Origin of the sequence: Marinilabilia salmonicolor, assembly GCF_003003035.1 — a bacterium.
Lineage (GTDB): Bacteria > Bacteroidota > Bacteroidia > Bacteroidales > Marinilabiliaceae > Marinilabilia > Marinilabilia salmonicolor_A.
This window is the reverse complement of sequence record NZ_PVTS01000015.1, coordinates 36698-53630: the sequence shown is the minus strand read 5'-3', so window position 1 is coordinate 53630 and position 16933 is coordinate 36698. Positions and strand designations below refer to the sequence as shown.

General features: G+C 45.4%; 10 protein-coding genes. 2 read left to right on the top strand and 8 right to left on the bottom strand.

Features of this window, described 5'->3' with window-relative positions; genetic code table 11:
- Positions 1–26 precede the first annotated feature (26 nt).
- Positions 27–1211 (top strand): glycosyltransferase family 4 protein, encoded by a 1185-nt coding sequence (locus BY457_RS14340; RefSeq protein WP_258176752.1) that lies wholly within the window; start codon positions 27–29, stop codon positions 1209–1211.
- 88 nt (positions 1212–1299) lie between these two features.
- Positions 1300–2670, top strand: a complete 1371-nt coding sequence (locus tag BY457_RS14335) for an MATE family efflux transporter (protein WP_106154015.1) — start codon at positions 1300–1302, stop codon at positions 2668–2670.
- A gap of 11 nt (positions 2671–2681) precedes the next feature.
- On the opposite strand, the gene BY457_RS14330 is transcribed toward BY457_RS14335, so the two are convergent.
- From BY457_RS14330 to BY457_RS14295, 8 genes are all read right to left on the bottom strand, one after another.
- Positions 2682–2969, bottom strand: coding sequence for a GNAT family N-acetyltransferase (locus tag BY457_RS14330; protein ID WP_181256490.1), 288 nt, complete (start codon positions 2967–2969; stop codon positions 2682–2684).
- A 183-nt stretch (positions 2970–3152) separates the two neighbouring features.
- Positions 3153–4553, bottom strand: a complete 1401-nt coding sequence (locus tag BY457_RS14325; RefSeq protein WP_106154013.1) for an aminopeptidase P family protein — start codon at positions 4551–4553, stop codon at positions 3153–3155.
- 192 nt (positions 4554–4745) lie between these two features.
- Positions 4746–5762 carry a DUF2157 domain-containing protein gene (locus BY457_RS14320; RefSeq protein ID WP_106154012.1) on the bottom strand — a complete coding sequence of 339 codons (1017 nt, stop codon included), beginning with the start codon at positions 5760–5762 and terminating at the stop codon, positions 4746–4748.
- Positions 5763–5841: 79 nt separating this feature from the next.
- Positions 5842–7356, bottom strand: coding sequence for a sensor histidine kinase (locus BY457_RS14315; RefSeq protein ID WP_106154011.1), 1515 nt, complete (start codon positions 7354–7356; stop codon positions 5842–5844).
- Positions 7357–7632: 276 nt separating this feature from the next.
- Positions 7633–11862, bottom strand: coding sequence for a malto-oligosyltrehalose synthase (gene treY / locus BY457_RS14310; RefSeq protein WP_106154010.1), 4230 nt, complete (start codon positions 11860–11862; stop codon positions 7633–7635).
- Between the two features lie 20 nt (positions 11863–11882).
- Positions 11883–13700: a malto-oligosyltrehalose trehalohydrolase gene (treZ, locus tag BY457_RS14305; protein ID WP_106154009.1), complete on the bottom strand. Its 1818-nt coding sequence runs from the start codon at positions 13698–13700 to the stop codon at positions 11883–11885.
- Between the two features lie 17 nt (positions 13701–13717).
- On the bottom strand, positions 13718–15847 hold the full coding sequence (glgX, locus tag BY457_RS14300; RefSeq protein ID WP_106154008.1) for a glycogen debranching protein GlgX: 2130 nt from the start codon (positions 15845–15847) through the stop codon (positions 13718–13720).
- A gap of 71 nt (positions 15848–15918) precedes the next feature.
- Positions 15919–16908, bottom strand: a complete 990-nt coding sequence (locus tag BY457_RS14295; RefSeq protein ID WP_106154007.1) for a PorP/SprF family type IX secretion system membrane protein — start codon at positions 16906–16908, stop codon at positions 15919–15921.
- Positions 16909–16933 lie beyond the last annotated feature (25 nt).

The following is a 16933-nucleotide window of genomic DNA, read 5'->3' as shown; positions in this document are numbered from 1 at the left end:
TGGATAGCAGTAGCCCAAATAAGGTAATGTGTGTCCTGAATTTTTCAGGAAGATTCGGAGGTGCCGAGAAACGGTATGCCACTCTTTTTAATCGGCTAATGACGGATGGTGAGGATTATTATTTGGTTATGAATACCCGTTTGTACCGACTTTTGGTCAATAGTGCTGTTCTTTTGCCCCATCATCGCATAATATTGTTCAATGACGGGGGTGACGGAGTGCCCGGTAAGATTAGGAACAAGAGTGTTTCGACAGGAGGAGTAAAAGCTTCCCCTGGCAGACAGTTCATTCGTTTTGCAGGGTCATGTAAATATTTCCTGAAAACTTTTTTGCTTTGGTTACGCTTTTCATTCTTTTTTGCCCGAAAAGTAAAAGTACTGAATATTAAAAAAATATATGCTGTTTGGCAGGGAGGTACCTGGACCTGGATGTGGTGCAGGTTGTTTGGTATTGATCTTGTTTACAGCGTGAATGCCTCGGGCAAACTGATGCTTGATACGAATATTCTTAAATTCTTTGATAGCCAGTATTGGGTTTTACAGCACGCTTCACAGCTGGATTTTCTTTCGCCCTCTCTGGTTCCTGCATACCGGGAGGCAATGGGGTATAAGTTAAGGGGGGAGGTGTTGGTTACACCTTGTAGTTTTATCGATTACTCCAATTATTATCCGGTAGAGCCGAAAAAGCCGTGGGTAGTGTTTCTGGGGCGTCTCGAACCCCTTAAGAATCCTGATCTTTTTTTGAAAGCGGTTGCTCTTCTGGCTGATGAGCCATCTTTTCGAAAAGTCACTTTTTTTGTAATGGGAACCGGAAGTGAGCAAGTGTCGTTGCAGCAGTTTGTGGCCGACCGGGGTATGAAGAATGTTGTCTTTTCAGGGCTTCATCCCCATCCCTGGGAGATTTTGCAACAATCCTCGGTATTTGTTTCTCTGCAGAGCAATGAAAACTATCCCAGTCAGTCGCTAATGGAAGCAATGGCCTGTGAAAACGGGGTGGTGGTTACCGATGTGGGTGATACCCGGAAGTTGGTTATTGAAAAAGAAGGGCTGTTGGTAAATACTGATCCTGCCGGGATTGCAGAAGCCATTCGTTCATTGATGGAGAATCCGGAACTCCGCAAAACCCTGGGGCGTGCAGCCCGTGAGAAGGTTACCAATGTGCATACCCTGGAGCGTTTTGTCTTCTGGTTTAATGAGCTGATGAGGTTTTAGATTAAAGTATTTTACAAAGTTTTAAATGAGTGCATAGAAAATAAGTCGCATCTTTGTAGATTGTTTTTATTGAGATCAAGGTTAGAGGATGAACGATAAGAATCTTTTTGAACTGGAAAACAACCCTGTAGGGGCATTGATGTGGCGTTACTTTTGGCCTGCATTCATTGGTGTAATGGCCAATTCGTTGTACAACATCATCGATCGCATCTTTATCGGTCAATTTGTTGGGCCGGAAGCGTTGAGCGGAGTAACTGCGGTTTTTCCGGTAATGGTAATAATGATGGCTTTTGGGATGCTGATCGGAGTAGGAGCAAGCGTCCGGTTGTCTCTGAATTTGGGGCGCAAGAATTTGGAGCGCGCGCGTAAGGTGGTTGGAAATACTGTTCTGCTGATAATAATTGTCTCACTGTTGGTAACGAGCATCGGCTTTGCAATCAAAGATCCGATGTTGCGCTTGTTCGGGGCTACCGACTCCACCGTTCAATATGCCAATGATTATCTTAACTACATTTTATGGGGAGTGGTCTTACATGAGTTTGGTTTCTCCATGAACTCCCTGATCAGAGCAGAGGGAAATGCCCGTATTGCAATGATCAGCATGCTTATCAGTGCGGGAATTAACATTCCCCTGGATGCATTTTTTATCATTTATCTCGACATGGGGGTTCAGGGAGCCGCCCTGGCAACCATTATTTCGATGGCTTGTCTGTCTCTCTGGGTCTTGATTCACTTTAAAAGTAAGCGTTGCGTTGTTCAGCTGAAGAAAAAATACATCGGTATTGATTTGACCATTTTGGGGTCGATCGTTACTGTCGGGTTGGCCCCTTTTGCCATGCAGATTGCCAATAGTGCTGTGCAGGCTCTGCTTAACCTAAGCCTCATAAAGTACGGTAGTGATCTGGCAGTTGGCGCCATGGGAATTATCATGAGTGTGGTGGTCCTGATTACGATGAGTATTGTGGCACTAAATATGGCAGGACAGCCAATAATCGGGTATAATTACGGAGCTCGTAATTTCAGCAGGGTACGTCAGACCTTAAAAACAAGCATCATTTTTGCCACAGCTATTGCCGTAGTGTCATGGGTTCTTATTCAATCATTTCCCGGTGCCGTTATCTCATTATTTGTGTCTGATAGTCCTGAAATAATGCGTTATGGTGTTGAGGGACTCCGCTACTTTTTGATTGCTTTGCCCATTGTTGGGTATCAGATTGTGGTAGGAAACTATTTTCAATCTGTGGGCAAGGCGGGCAAGGCGATTTTCGTCACTTTACTTCGGCAGGTGTTGGTGCTGATTCCGCTCCTGATTGTTCTTCCGCGATCGTTGGGGCTTTTGGGCGTTTGGATTGCTGCTCCACTTGCCGATACTGTCTCCGGGGTGGTTAGTGCCCTTTTCCTGGTTTACGAGTGGCGACGGTTAAAACGCCAGGAGAGCCTCATTCATGATGCAGGTTAATCTGGTTAAATCTATTCCTGTTCAAACAATAATTTCTTCCATTCAGGATGTTTCTGTATGTAGGATACCACAAAGGTACATTCCGGTATAATCCGAATCTGGTTTTCCTGACAGTAGGTAAATACCTGTTTTACAAGTCCCGATCCAATGCCTTTACCTTTCAGCGGATCCGGCACCAGAGTGTGGGTCAATGACCATACGGATGGCTCGTAAGGATCGTAATAAAGCGTAGCCATGTGTCCGTCGGCTTTAAGTTCAAAGCGCTTTTTCTCTTTGTTGAGATGTACTTTCTGTTCCATAATTCCGTAATTTTATACAGGAGATTAGTGTAAAGATCCGTAATTTTTCAAACAAATGTCCGGAAAAACTATTATTTTGAAAGAGGATTGTTTTGCTCTTTTACGAATGAAGGATTAGGTGCGGCGGATTCTTTGGCAAGCAAAGCAGCAAAGCTGAGTGCCGATCCGCCGCTAGAAACCAAATTATTTTACCGCTCCTTTCCCCGCAATGGCCTCTACCTCCTCAATGGTGATGGGAATCCGTTCACCCAGGATTCTGCAGCCATCTCCCGTTACCAGAATGTCATCCTCAAGGCGGATTCCGCCAAATCCTTTGAACGCTTCAATTTTTTCATAATTAAGGAACTGAGGGAATTTATTTTCAGCTTTCCAATTGTCAATCAGTGCCGGAATGAAATAGATTCCGGGTTCGTTGGTAATGGTAAATCCCGGTTGAAGGCGGCGTCCCAGTCGGAGGGCAGCCAGACCGAATTGAGAGGAACGTTTAATTTCATCGTCGTACCCTACCAGTGTGTCGTCGTAATCTTCCATGTCATGAACATCAAGGCCAATCATGTGTCCCAGTCCGTGGGGCATAAACAATGCATGGGCACCGGCATTGACTGCTTCGTCGGGGTCTCCTTTCATTAGTCCAAGCTCTTTAAGACCTGAGGCTATTACCTTGCAGGCCAGGAGATGAACATCTCGGTATGGAACACCCGGGCGGGTGGCTTCCCTGGCTTTGTTGTTGGCATCCAGCACAATTTGGTAAACCTGGCGTTGAGTTTCTGTGAACTTTCCGGATACTGGTGTGGTGCGGGTATGATCAGTGGCATAATGGAGAGGAGATTCGCTTCCGGCATCTGTCAGAAGAAGATCTCCTTCTTTTAAGGTGTTGCCATGATAGTGGTTGTGCAGTGTTTCTCCCCTGACTGAGCAAATTACCGGAAAAGATACCATTCCTCCTCCCGACATGGAAACTCCTTCAATGGCGCCGGTAATTTCCTGCTCGGAGATTCCGGGCCGTGCCATCCTCATTGCTGTGGTGTGCATTTCCCATGCTGTGCTCATGTGGCGTTCCATCTCTTCAATTTCGCAGGGCTCTTTGATACTCCGCAAGTCGATACAGGCTTTTGTCAGTTCCAGAGATGCATTTTTCTCTACCTCTCTGTGATGAATGTTTAGCAGATCGGCCAGAAGCATGATGTTTTCTCCTCGATAAGGGGGCGTGAAATGAATGGTCCGTTTTTTTGCGGCAGCGTCCCTGATGTATTCAAAAAGCTCGGCAAATGGTCGGGTTTTCTCAATTCCTACGCCGGCTGCTTTATCTTTAAGAGAAGTTTGCGGGCCCATCCAGATGATATCATCAATGGTGTAATCATCTCCAAATAGAATTTCCTCGTTGTTGTCGATGTCGATAACCCCTGCCAAATTCTGTAGGTCAATGCCAAAAAAATAAAGGAAAGTGCTGTCCTGCCTGAAATGATAAGTATTCGATTTGTAATTCATCGGGGCATCGTTGTTGCCGGTGATGAGTACAATGCCATTGTTGATTTTATTTTTTAGCTCGTTGCGTCGGTTGATGTAGGTTTCTTTTGAAAACATGGTGCAATATTTTTTGTGAATTTATCAGTTTCCCCCATAACGGGGTTTTTCCTTTTAAAGGGATGTATTAGGTTTAACGTTATAGTTGGGTGTGAATTGCAAAAATGTTATTTTAATCATGGTGTGCATTAAAACAATTAATCGAGTACAAGGGTGTTAATGGCTTTGAGTGTGAGGTAGCTAAGGCAATGATTACTTAATTATTTCTGCTCGTCGGCCCAATAACCAGAATGAGCCTCCCAGTAAGGCAAAAAAGAGTGCCGGGTGCAACGGTTCCCACAGAAACAGGAAAAACTGGGTGTAAGCATCGGCAATCAATGCCAGTCCTCCCATCCACATCCACTCTTTGTTGCTGACATTCCGTCCGGCAAACCACACCGTCACTCCAAGTCCTGCCATCAGCAGTCCCCATGGAAGCAACGACAGCGATGATGCTTCTTCCCATGAGTCTATGGTGTTGTGGTTCCCAAACAGGGCAACTCCCCATAAGGCCAGCCAAAGAAAGAGCCACCCTGTACGTTCGGTAAGTCTGGCAAATTCAACTTGTTTTCTGGTCCTTTTTAGCCACATTCCGGTAAAGAGGGGTATCAATGAAAAAAACAGATATCGTAACGCAAGGTTCATTCCCAGCCATCCGGATTCACTGTTTTTATCGGGCGAACTTTCTATGCCCAGCCATAACATCATGGCCGCCCAGCCAATTCCGGAAAACAGGATGACTTTGAAAAACCACGACAGGAAAAAGGCATGAACGGCAAAGATGACAATTAGAAATGTCTCTCCGAAGCCGGATAGTCCGGATATTTTTCCGAAGTAGTTGAGTGCTCCGCCAAATGCAATGCTTCCCAATACCAGTAGTGCCTGCATCGAGATGTGCTGCTTTTTACGGTGAGAAGGCATTTTGCGGGCACCAAAGGTAAAACCTGCAGATAAGATGAGTAGCAAAATAAGAATGGCCAGGTCGGACAGATTGAACAGGCGCTCAAACAATTCCAGAATCCATTCATCGGCTACCAGGGTGAGAAAAGCTGTTACCACACTGATGATGGCCAGAATCATCAGGTACTCGGCAACCTTTTTCCAGTTGATGGTTTTTATCTCCAAACTTTCTTTTAGCTCATTACTTTGTTCTGACGAAAGAAGGTGTTCCTCTTCCCACCAGTCAATCAGCTTAAGTGTGGTCTCTTTTTGTTTGCGGTTCAGCTTCATGGTCTTCTTAAAATGGGTATGTTCCGGGATTGGATTTCCGGGGAGAACTCAAAGTTGAACCTTAAATGTAATCAAATAATCAGAAAAGGGGTAACGAAAAGTAGAAACTTGCACCATTCCCGAGCTCTGACTCCAGCCACATCCTGCCTTTAAGAATTTTAATGAAGCCCATGCAAATGGAGAGTCCCAGACCAGCTCCGTCATGTTTCAAAAGTTTGGGATCGTCAGAGCGGTAAAATCGTTCAAAGACTTTTTCCTGTTGCTCTTTTGAAATGCCGGGACCGGTATCTTTTACAAAGAAGAGAAGTTCGTGTTCCCTTTTTTCAAAACCAAACTCAACAAGCCCCTTTTCCGTGTATTTGATGGCATTGTTGATGAGGTTGGTCAGTATCTGATCGAGTTTTGTATAATCGGATGTAATGGTTGTTTCTGTTTGGGGGATATTCAATAGAAGCTCCAGATTTTTTTCCCCGGCTTGATTCGAGAATAGAGCGTGAAGGTTTTTAAATAGCTTATTAACCGGGACGATTGATGGTTGCATTGATACCGATCCGGTTTCAATGCGCGACAATTCTAAAACGTTGTTAAGGATTGAAAGTAATTTTTCTCCGCCGGATTGAATGATTTCAACGTATTCAGCTCTTTCTGAGTCTTTGAGTCCAGGGTGTTTTATCAATTCGGAAAAGCCAAGAATGGCGTTCAGGGGGGTGCGGATTTCATGTGATATGTTTTGAAGGAACGCAGTTTTTAAACGGTCATTTTCTTTCAGTTTTTGTTCCAGTTTTTTTTGTTCTGTAATGTCGGTAATAAAGCCCTCGAGAATGTCCTCCGACTCTGAACTGCCGGCAATGCTGCCCTGTTCCCAAACCCATTTCTCAGTTCCGGTCCGGGTGGAAATTCGGTATTCAAGGTGGTAATTTTCCCTCTTTTTTATGGCATTCTGTATGGTGTTCCATACTTTCTCCCGATCTTCGGGGTGAATGAGGGCGCCATACGTTACCTTTCCTTCGATAAAATTTGATTTGTCATAACCGGTAATATTTTCTGCTCCGTCATTGACAAATTCCATTGGCCAGGATCTGGAGTTTCTGCAACGAAAAGCCATTCCCGGAAGATTGTTTAGTAGGTTGGAAAAGTAATTCCGGCTTTGTTGAAGTTCTTTTCTGTGCGCTTCTTCATTTTTGCGAAGTGTTTGTTCAGCTTCTTTTCTTTTGGTAATATCCCGGGCAAAAGAGAAGGAAATTGTTTTTCCTTCAAATTCCAGATAAGTGATGGTTACTTCTACCGGCATCAGGCTTCCGTCCTTCCTTTTATGAAAGGTTTCAATAGTTCCGGTTCCTCTTTTTCTGATATTGTTTCTGTGAGCGTGCCATTTTCCGTTTTGAGGTTCAGAGAAATTAGGATCCAGATCGAAAATGGTCATGCTCTCCAATTCTTCTTTGGAAAAGCCTAAGTCATTGCATGCTTGTTGATTTACTGAAAGTATTTGTCCGTCTGTATCCGATATCTGATAGATGCCGATTCCTGCATTGTCGATACAAAAGCGGTCAAGTTTATGCTGTTTTATCAGGGCTGTTTTATTAGAATTATTCATGCAGTGAAGTTGCGTGGTAAATAATTAATTCCAAATTTATTAGCAGACAAAAGTACGTTAACTTTCGTTGTAGTTTAAAATAACGTTTATGCAATCTTTAAACATACAGACGTCACCATGAACTTAAGTCTTAATGTGTTTCAAGCATCTGAAAAGCAGGCCTTTTGGGGCAAATGATTTTCTGATAAAATTCATAATGTCTATGTCATACGGCTTTTCTAATTTCTAAAAATCTAACAATCTACTGAACGGAGGGATGCTTTAAAAAGTTTCACTCTATCTTGCAAACAAGTTTAGTAACTCTCTGATTTCTCCGGCAATTTCCTTTAACTCATCCATGGTTTTCAGGCGCCAGGTCCAATTTCCTTTGGCCACCGCCGGACGGTTCATTTGAGCCTCGGTTCCCCTGCCCAGGAGATCCTGAACCGGGATGATTGCCAGTCGTGATTGGGAGGCCCAGGCAAGACGTGTGAGGACCTTATGGACGTTGGATGACTTTACCTTATTTCCGGTATAAAGCTTCAGCCTTTTTTTTACAGGTTTGCCGGCTTCTTCGCGAAACCAGCCTCTGGCGGTGTTGTTGTCGTGTGTTCCTGTGTAAACGAAGCTGTTTTCCTGGTGGTTGTGTGGCGAATGAACCGAGTCGGGGGTGTCATCTCCAAAAGAGAATTGGAGGACCTGCATGCCGGGTAGCTTGAAATCATCCCGTAAGCGATAAACGTCTTCATTTATCTCACCCAGATCTTCAGCGATAAAAGGCATGGCCGGGAAATTTTTTTGCACTATTTTCAGGAAATTTCTTCCCGGACCTTTTACCCATGAACCATTTTCCGCAGTTTCTTCACCTGCGGGAACTTCCCAGTAGGATGCAAATCCTCTGAAATGATCCAGCCTGATCATATCAAAAAGGTCAAGATTTTTTCTGATGCGTCGTATCCACCAGTCAAATTGCTCTTTTTCATGGTTCTTCCACTGGTAAACGGGCATGTTCCACAGCTGGCCTGTTTCGCTGAAATAATCAGGGGGGACACCGGCCACTGCACTCATGGTCTTGTTGGCGGTTAGTTTAAATAGATGGGGATTCGACCATACGTCAGCATTGTCGAAACTGACATATATCGGGACGTCTCCGATGATGCGAATGCCGTGATGGTTGGCATATTTCCTGAGCTCCTGCCATTGCATGCTAAAAAGATACTGGCGAAATTTCTCCAAATCCAGTTTACGGTGGTTTTGGTTGCTAAACTCTTCCAGATGTGATTCATCTCTGTCTCTGAATTCTTTTGGCCAATTGTTCCATGAAGCATTGTTGAATTTCTTTTTGAGAATGGTAAAAAGAGCATAATCATTGAGCCAGCTGCTTTCTTTGGTACAAAAGGTTTCAAACTGTTTACGTTGAGGTGCGCTGCAATGGGTAATAAAGTTCTCGTAAGCTGAGCGGGTCAGTTCTTCTCTGATGGCAAGTGCTCTATTAAAATCCGCCTTTTCCGAAAGGGAATGTTCATTTTCTTTCAGTTCTTTTTTGCTGATAAGAGATTCTTCGGCAAGTTTTCTCGGACTTATCAGTAATATATTGCCTGCAAAGGCTGATGGAGATGCGTATGGAGACCATTCATTGGATGAAGTGGTCTGTGTAAAGGGTAAAACCTGCCAGCAGGAGTGTCCTGATTCCTTCAGGAAATCTACAAAGCGAAAAGCTTCAGGCCCAAAATCTCCTGATCCAAACCTGCCCGGCAGAGAGGTGATGTGCATTAGTACCCCGGCTGAGCGTGACTTTCGGCCGGCATCGGCATGCAGAATACCCACAGGTGCCATTTCAAATATTTCAGATACCGAAATATCTCTGCTTGTGGAGTATGGACGCCCTGTGAAGACATTTATCCAGTCGGAAGGGGACTTCTCAGGCATTACAATTCTTGTATTTTTCCAATCTATCTCATTCGGGCAGATGAGTTGGTTACTCTCACTTAAAGAAGAGAAGTAAAAAGGAAGTATGGTCAGGTGCCATTTTTCTTTGTGATGGCGGGCAAAGGCAAGAATCTTGTGTTTGTGTATTCCTTTTACCTTCAATGAGAGGTATTCTCCGGAAGTGAAAAGAGCCTGGTTCTCTTTTCGGTATCGCAGCAATCTGTGGGTTAGCCATAGTTTGATGTGTCCGTTCTGCCGGTTGTTGAGCAACGACGGGAAAAGCTTCGCAGGGCTTAATGAATAATGTTCTTTCAGATTTTTGAGTGTTCGGTGTAGCTCCGGGAAGTTGAGCGGTCTCCGGTTGTCCGGATCTACAAGTGTCAGATCCCACATCTCCGTGCCTCTGTATATGTCGGGAATTCCCGGGCAGGTGCATTTCAGTGTAAGCTGCGATAAGCTGTTAAAGATTCCGTAATGAGCTGTTTTTCTGAAAAAAGGCAGAAAGGAGTTAAGGAAATCATGTTCCGGATTGAGAATTCGTTGGATAAACAGGCTAACTGCCTCTTCCCATTCAGTATTTGGTGCATTCCAGGCCGAATTTACCTTGGCTTCCCGTAATGCTTTTTGAAGGTATTCGGTAATGCGTTGGATAAAGATTTTATCTGTGTTTTCGTCGAATGGGAATATACCCGTTAAAGTTTGATAAATGAAATATTCTTCTTCTGGTGAAGGAGCGGTTCGGTTATTGACTTTTCTCCTGAAACTTTGATTGATATTTCTCCAATGCCGGATGTTCTCTTCCCATTCTTCTGCAAATTCACTGATGATGTTTAATCGCGCTCTTACATCTTCGCCACGTTTGGTGTCATGTGTGGAGGTTGTATTCAGTGTCAGTGGCCACTTTTTCTGCCTGTTGGTCATGGACTGATGAAAATTCTCAAAAGTTAAGCCTTCTGTTTGGGGTGTATCGCCAACTTCGTTGTGTGCAATGAAGCAGGAATAGCGGTACATGGCTGTGTCTTCAACGCCTTTTGCCATCAGCGGTCCTGCCAGTTGCATCAGACGGCTCAAAAAATTAAGAATTCGGTCATCCCGGTCTCCTTTTATTCGCCGGTCGTTGAAAAAGAGTTCCTCAAAGAGTGGCATAAGTGGTTCGAGGCTGTCATTTCTTGAAAGAGCCTCTGTTAATGTCTGTTTCATCATCTTTCTTTCCTGCCCCGTCAATGGGAGGGTCTCAGGATACAAGCGATAGACCGGAAAGGCCAGCAGGACTTCCCTGATGGCATTCTTTAAATCTTCGTGAGGAACTTTTTTATCGGTAATCCGCAAACGGAAGAACAAGGATGTGAGATTTTCCAACTCTCCGCTCATACGTTTATTAAGAATCAATTTCTTAGACTCGTAAATAAGATCCGTTAGTGGTAGCTCATCAGACGAAATGTTGTAGTAAAGGTTTTTTAACGGCTCCATTCCTTTACGACGAGTGAAAAGCTGATTGACCAGTCCCAGAAAATCGTAACCGGTTGTGCCCTGCACCTGCCAATGGGAAGGTAATTCTTCCTGAGCTTCCAGTATCTTCTCTACAGTCAGGTAGCACCCCTGGCCCGTAAGTTTTCTAAGCCGGGCAAGGTAATCTGTGGGATTTCTGAGTCCATCGATGTGATCAATTCGTAATCCTTTAAACGTGTGATTGGCTACAAGCCGGTATATTTCCCGGTGATAACGCTTGAATACCTCTTCATCTTCCATGCGAAGGCAGATGAGGTCATTTACTGTGAAAAACCGGCGGTAATTGATGGTGTGTTCGGTTTCTTTCCAGCAAATCAGACGGTAATGCTGATTGTTGTGCAGGAGGCTGATTAAATCAGGGTTTTCAGAAATGTGGGTCGTTAATTGATCCATAAAATCCGATACATCGGAGTTCCGAAAGGCCAGGTCTTTCAGTTGTTCCTTCATTCGTTCCCATTCGCCATTGAGGAAAAGGTAGTCCGGAGACTTCTCTTCGGGACGATACTGATTCCACAGTAATGAAAGTTTCGCAGGGGGTGTTTTGGGCGACTGCTCCATAATCCAGAGGAACGACTCAAATCTCAAAGGCCATGAGTTTCCGTGATAATCGAGTGCAAAATTACCATTGAGGAAAACCAGTCTGAGTTCTTTATTTTCAATGACCTGTTCGGTGTCGTTACCCAGAAATGGCACCATCAGTTTATTTCGGTAATCCTGATGCTGTCTGTCAATATCGAATATAGAGGCGAACTCGGAGTCTTTTCCCTTTTCCAGAACATCCGCCAACCATTTATTGTGGCTGTTAAAGGCCATGTGATTGGGGACGATGTCCTGCAGCCACCCGATTCTTTTGTTTTCCAGGCTTCCGGATAGCTTCCTGAGTTGCTCCTCTGTGCCTATTTCCGGATTGATTCCATGAGGATTGGTTACGTCATATCCATGCGTACTTCCCGGAGTTGCTTCAAACACCGGACTCGCATAAATGGTTCCGACGCCCAGCAGGTGAAAATAATCTGCCTGTAAGCGGGCATCCTCAAAGGTGAAAGTTTTGTTGAACTGAAGTCTGTATGTGGAAACGGGATTGTACATAGTTGTTAACTTGAATGGTGTCAGGAGATTAAAATGATGGTAAATGATTCGGATGGCAGGTTTAAGCTGCCGGAGTCAGCTTGCAATTCGGAGGATTTGGCAGGTCCTCCATGTTTTTCCGATGCTGAACTTTCGAGGATTTTCCCGGACTGTCGGACCGATTCTGCTTCCTTGCCAAAGTTCCCGAGGCATATCAGGGTTGTTGCTGCATTTTGATAAGTCAGCCTTATGAGTTTGCTGCCGATGGTTTCGGCCTTGAAATGTTTTCGGGGGTCCTCCTGCCAAAAGGGCTGCTCCTTGCGTAAACGGATTAAAAAGCGGTACCAGTCATAAAGTTTTTGTTGTGCGCTGTTCCATTTTTCCGGAGATGTGAGTCTTGAGTTTTTGAAAGTCTCTTCAGATTGTGGATCAGGAGGCTCTTGATCGGTCATAAAATCCTTAAACTCTTTCTTACGTCCATTCTGAACATTTCGAATCAGCTTTGGATCAGAATGATTTACAAAATAAAGAAACGGATTATGTTCACCGTATTCTTCGCCCATAAAGAGCATCGGAGTAAAGGGAGACAGGATGTAAGCAGCGGCAATAACTTTCTGCATTTCAAAACTGACCAGTTGGCTGAGCCTGTCGCCCAGCATTCGGTTGCCCGTCTGGTCATGGTTTTGGGCAAAAACCACAAACTTGCAGCCCGGCTGGCTTTCGGTACTGCTGCCAAATATTTTCTTGCGATGCGGGGAGTAGATGCCATCATAAACAAAGGCATGATTGTAGGACTTTTCCAAAGGTCCGGTTCCGCCAAAGTCGCTGTAATATCCGTTTTTCTCTCCGGTTGTGAGGGCATGAAGGGCATGGTGGAATTCATCGCACCACTGGGCATCAAGATTGTATCCCCCTTTGTCGAAAGGATTGATGTATCGGACATCGTTGAGGTCGCATTCGGCAATGAGAAAATGATTGCGATGATATTCTGCGTTTAGTTCTTCCACCTTTTGTTTTAATTCAGCCAGGAAATGTCGTGCCCCAAAATCCTTGATGGCATGGACTGCATCCAGGCGGAGCCCGTCTATGTGAAAGTCGCGTAACCACATCATTGCATTTTCCAGGAAAAAGTGGCGTACTCCATCGCTGAAGGCATCATCAAAATTGATTGCATCTCCCCATGGTGTTTTGTATTTTGATGTAAAATATGGGCCGAATTTATTCAAATAGTTTCCTTCCGGTCCCAGGTGGTTGTACACCACATCCAGAATTACGGCAATCCCCTGTTTGTGGCATTCATCTACCAGGAGTTGCAGCATTCCGGCTCCACCGTATGAGTTTTGGACAGCGTAGGGAAAGACGCCATCGTATCCCCAATTTCGGATTCCCGGAAACTGTGCAACAGGCATTAGTTCAATGGCGTTAATGCCCAGCTCCCGGAGCCTGTTCAGGTGGGGTATTATTTCGGAGAAAGTACCTTCCTGGCTGAAGGTACCCACATGTAATTCGTAGATGATGAGTTTTTCTGGTCTGATGCCGGACCAGTTTTGGTCATCCCAGGGATGTTGGTAAAGGTCAATGATTTCTGACGGGGCGTGAACTCCAGCGGGCTGTGAGAGCGAAGCAGGATCGGGTAATGCTTCGTCATCAATTACACAGCGGTAACGATCGCCAGGGGAGAGAGGGAGGTCATGTCCCTCCCAGTATCCGCCGGTGCTTTGAGACAATCCAATCTTTTTGGTGGAATTTATTTCGAGGGCAACTGTTTTGGCAAAAGGCGCCCATACCAGGGCTGATGCTGTTTTGCTGTCCCGGTTTATGCTTATTCCCGGTCGTTGGCTGAATTGTTTGATGGTCATAGACTGGCCGGTTTGGATTATTTTTCTTCCTTCAATAATACAACGGATCTTCCCTGTATCTCAATGTCCTGTGCAGCCGGCACCGATTCTCCGATTCCGTTTTCATCGAATGAGGAGTCAAAGGTATCCATGATTTTTTTCCATTTCTTTCCCCACTTTTCATCAGGTAGTTTGAATGGCAGGGATTCATGGTAGGAGTTAAACATGATGTAGAAACTGTCATCCATCTCCGGTTCTCCTGTGGGAGATACAGATCTTATACCATGACCTGATAAAAAGACGCCCAGTGATTTGGCAAAAGAGGAGTTCCAGTGCTCTTCGCTCATCTCTTCGCCCCCGATGGTAAACCATTCGATATCGGTGACGTCTTTTCCTTTGATGGGTTGATATTTAAACCACTTGCGCCTGCAGAAGGCCGGGTGTTTTTTTCGAAAATGGATGAGTTTTGAGGTGAAATCGATCAACTGAGCATCTTTATGAGGCCAGTTGATCCACGATATTTCATTATCCTGACAATAGGCGTTGTTGTTTCCCTGTTGCGTACGGCCCAGTTCATCTCCTGAAACCAGCATGGGGACACCCTGCGAAAGGAACAGGGTGGACAGGAAGTTGCGAACCTGCTGTTTTCTGAGTCGGTTGATTCCTTCATCATCGGTAGGGCCTTCTGCGCCGTGGTTCCATGATCTGTTATGGTCTTCTCCGTCATTGTTATCCTCTCCGTTGGCTTCGTTGTGTTTCTGATTGTACGATACAAGGTCGAGAAGCGTGAAACCATCATGTGCCGTAATGAAGTTGATGCTTGCGGTTGGTGTCCGCCAGTTGTCGAAGTAAAGGTCGGAACTTCCGGTTAGGCGGTTGGCAAATTCAGGTAGCATTTCATCATCTCCTTTCCAGAATTCTCGCATGCAGTCGCGGTATTTGGCATTCCACTCCATCCATCCGGCCGGGAAATTGCCCACCTGAAATCCGTCTTCGCCCAGATCCCATGGTTCGGCAATCAGCTTCACCTGCGACAGCACCGGATCCTGGTGTAGTACATCAAAGAAAGAGCCCCATTTATCCACATCGTCGAATTCGCGTGCCAGAACCGGTGCCAGATCAAAACGGAATCCATCCACATGCATTTCGGTAACCCAATAGCGCAGGCTGTCCATGATGAGACGCAGGATGGTTGGATGTACGGTATTCAGGGTGTTTCCGGTTCCTGTGTAATCCACGCAATAACGGGGATCTTCTTCCGAAAGCCGGTAATATGCCTGGTTGTCTATTCCCCGAAAGCTGAGGGTGGGCCCCATATGATTGCCCTCTGCGGTATGGTTGTAAACCACGTCGAGTATGACTTCTATTCCTGCTTTGTGGAGATCTTTGACCATCTGTTTGAACTCTGTCACCTGATTGCCATTGGTTCCGGCAGATGCATAGCGAACATCAGGAGCAAAGAATCCGATGGTGTTGTACCCCCAGTAATTGTTCAGTCCCATTTCCTGCAACCGGTGATCGGAAACAAACTGATGAACCGGCATGAGCTCAACGGCATTAACTCCGAGATTTCTCAGGTATTCAATGCTTTTTGGGTGAGCCAGACCGGCATAAGTTCCCTGCAGATTTTCCGGGATGTCGGAAGCCAGTTTGGTAAAACCTTTGACATGCATTTCATAAATAATGGTTTCGTGCTGGGGAGTGTCCAGCCGCCTGTCTCCGTTCCAGTCAAAGGTGTCTTCAATTACCACACATTTGGGAACGAAAGGGGCACTGTCGGCATCATTAAAGGATAGATCCTCTTCTTCAGCTCCAACATTATAGCCGTAAAGCGCTTCGTTCCATTCGATGGTGCCGTCAATGGCTTTGGCATAAGGGTCTAAAAGCAGCTTTGAGGCATTGAAGCGAACTCCCCTTCCGGGTTCGTAGGGGCCTTGAACCCGGTAACCGTATCGTTGACCCGGTTTTATTCCAGGCAGATAGATGTGCCAGTGATTATGTGTTCTTTCATTGACTTTAATACGGGTCTCTTTTCCTTGCTCGTCGAACAGACAAAGTTCCACTCCGTGTGCATTGTCTGAGAAGAGGGCAAAGTTTACACCTTCTCCGTCGTATATGGCTCCCAACGGATATGGTTTGCCCGGCCATGCTGTTTGTTTTTCTGACATAATATCCCTGATGTTTTAGTAGCCATATTACATTAAAATACGGGCATTATCAATAGTAAATCAGGTTAAAATCAGAAGTAACGGATGGAATTCATCTCTTCGTCCTGTTCTTTCTCTTTTTTCTTTCGATGCAGGAAACGCCTGTTTCTGTTGGGAATGATGTGTTTGGTAAAGTCGAAGGAGAGGGAGAGCTCATGAATTCCTCTTTTCACGATGGGATCCATAGCCACAGGAAGCTCGTAAGAGTAGGTTACCCCTATTTCATCTGTCACCTGCATCCCCAGGATAATGCCGAAAGCTTGCTGCAGCCTGTGAGTGACCCCACCCCGAAAGCCCTCTTCGTGACTGATCATCAGACTGATATCGGTGGAGGATATTCCGTCCGGAACCATACAATGCATACCGGCAAGCTTGAGATTGAGATCCCGGGTAAGGGGAATGTGGTATCCTGCGGTGAAGAGGAGGTTGTAGTAGGTTTCAAATTCAGAGGCTTCTTCGGAAGCCCACGGAACGGAGGCAAATGAAAAATGCGGCAGCGAGGCTGACAGATATAGGGATGGTCTGATATAAACGAGCCCGGCACCAAATGAGGGTCGGACCTGATTCTCCATATTTCCGGAAAATTCCGGGTCATTGAAGTCAATTACCGGCAACTGGCCGTAGTTGAGATTGAAATGATCTACCCCGGCACGGAGGCCCAATGAAAGAAAAGAGCGGCGCGAGGTTCTTAAAAGATAACCGTAGTCAAGTGTGAGTTTGTTGTACATCAGGGGGCCGGTGTGTTCGCTGAGAATGGTTGCTCCGGCACTGGCAGAAGAGTGGTTGAACGGAAGGTGTATGCCTGCGTAATAGGATGCCGGTGCTCCTTCGATGCCAACCCATTGCTGCCGGGAAAGAACATCCACAGCCAGAGAATTTCGGTTGCCGGCAAATGCAGGGTTGAGCAAAAGCGGATTATCCATATATTGAGTTAAGAGCGCACTCTGTTGTGACAAGAGCCCTGTAGAGAGTCCTTGCCAGATAATAAATAAGAGTAAAACAAATTTGCGCACTTTTCCCATTGTTCACTAATGCTTCTGCTACAAC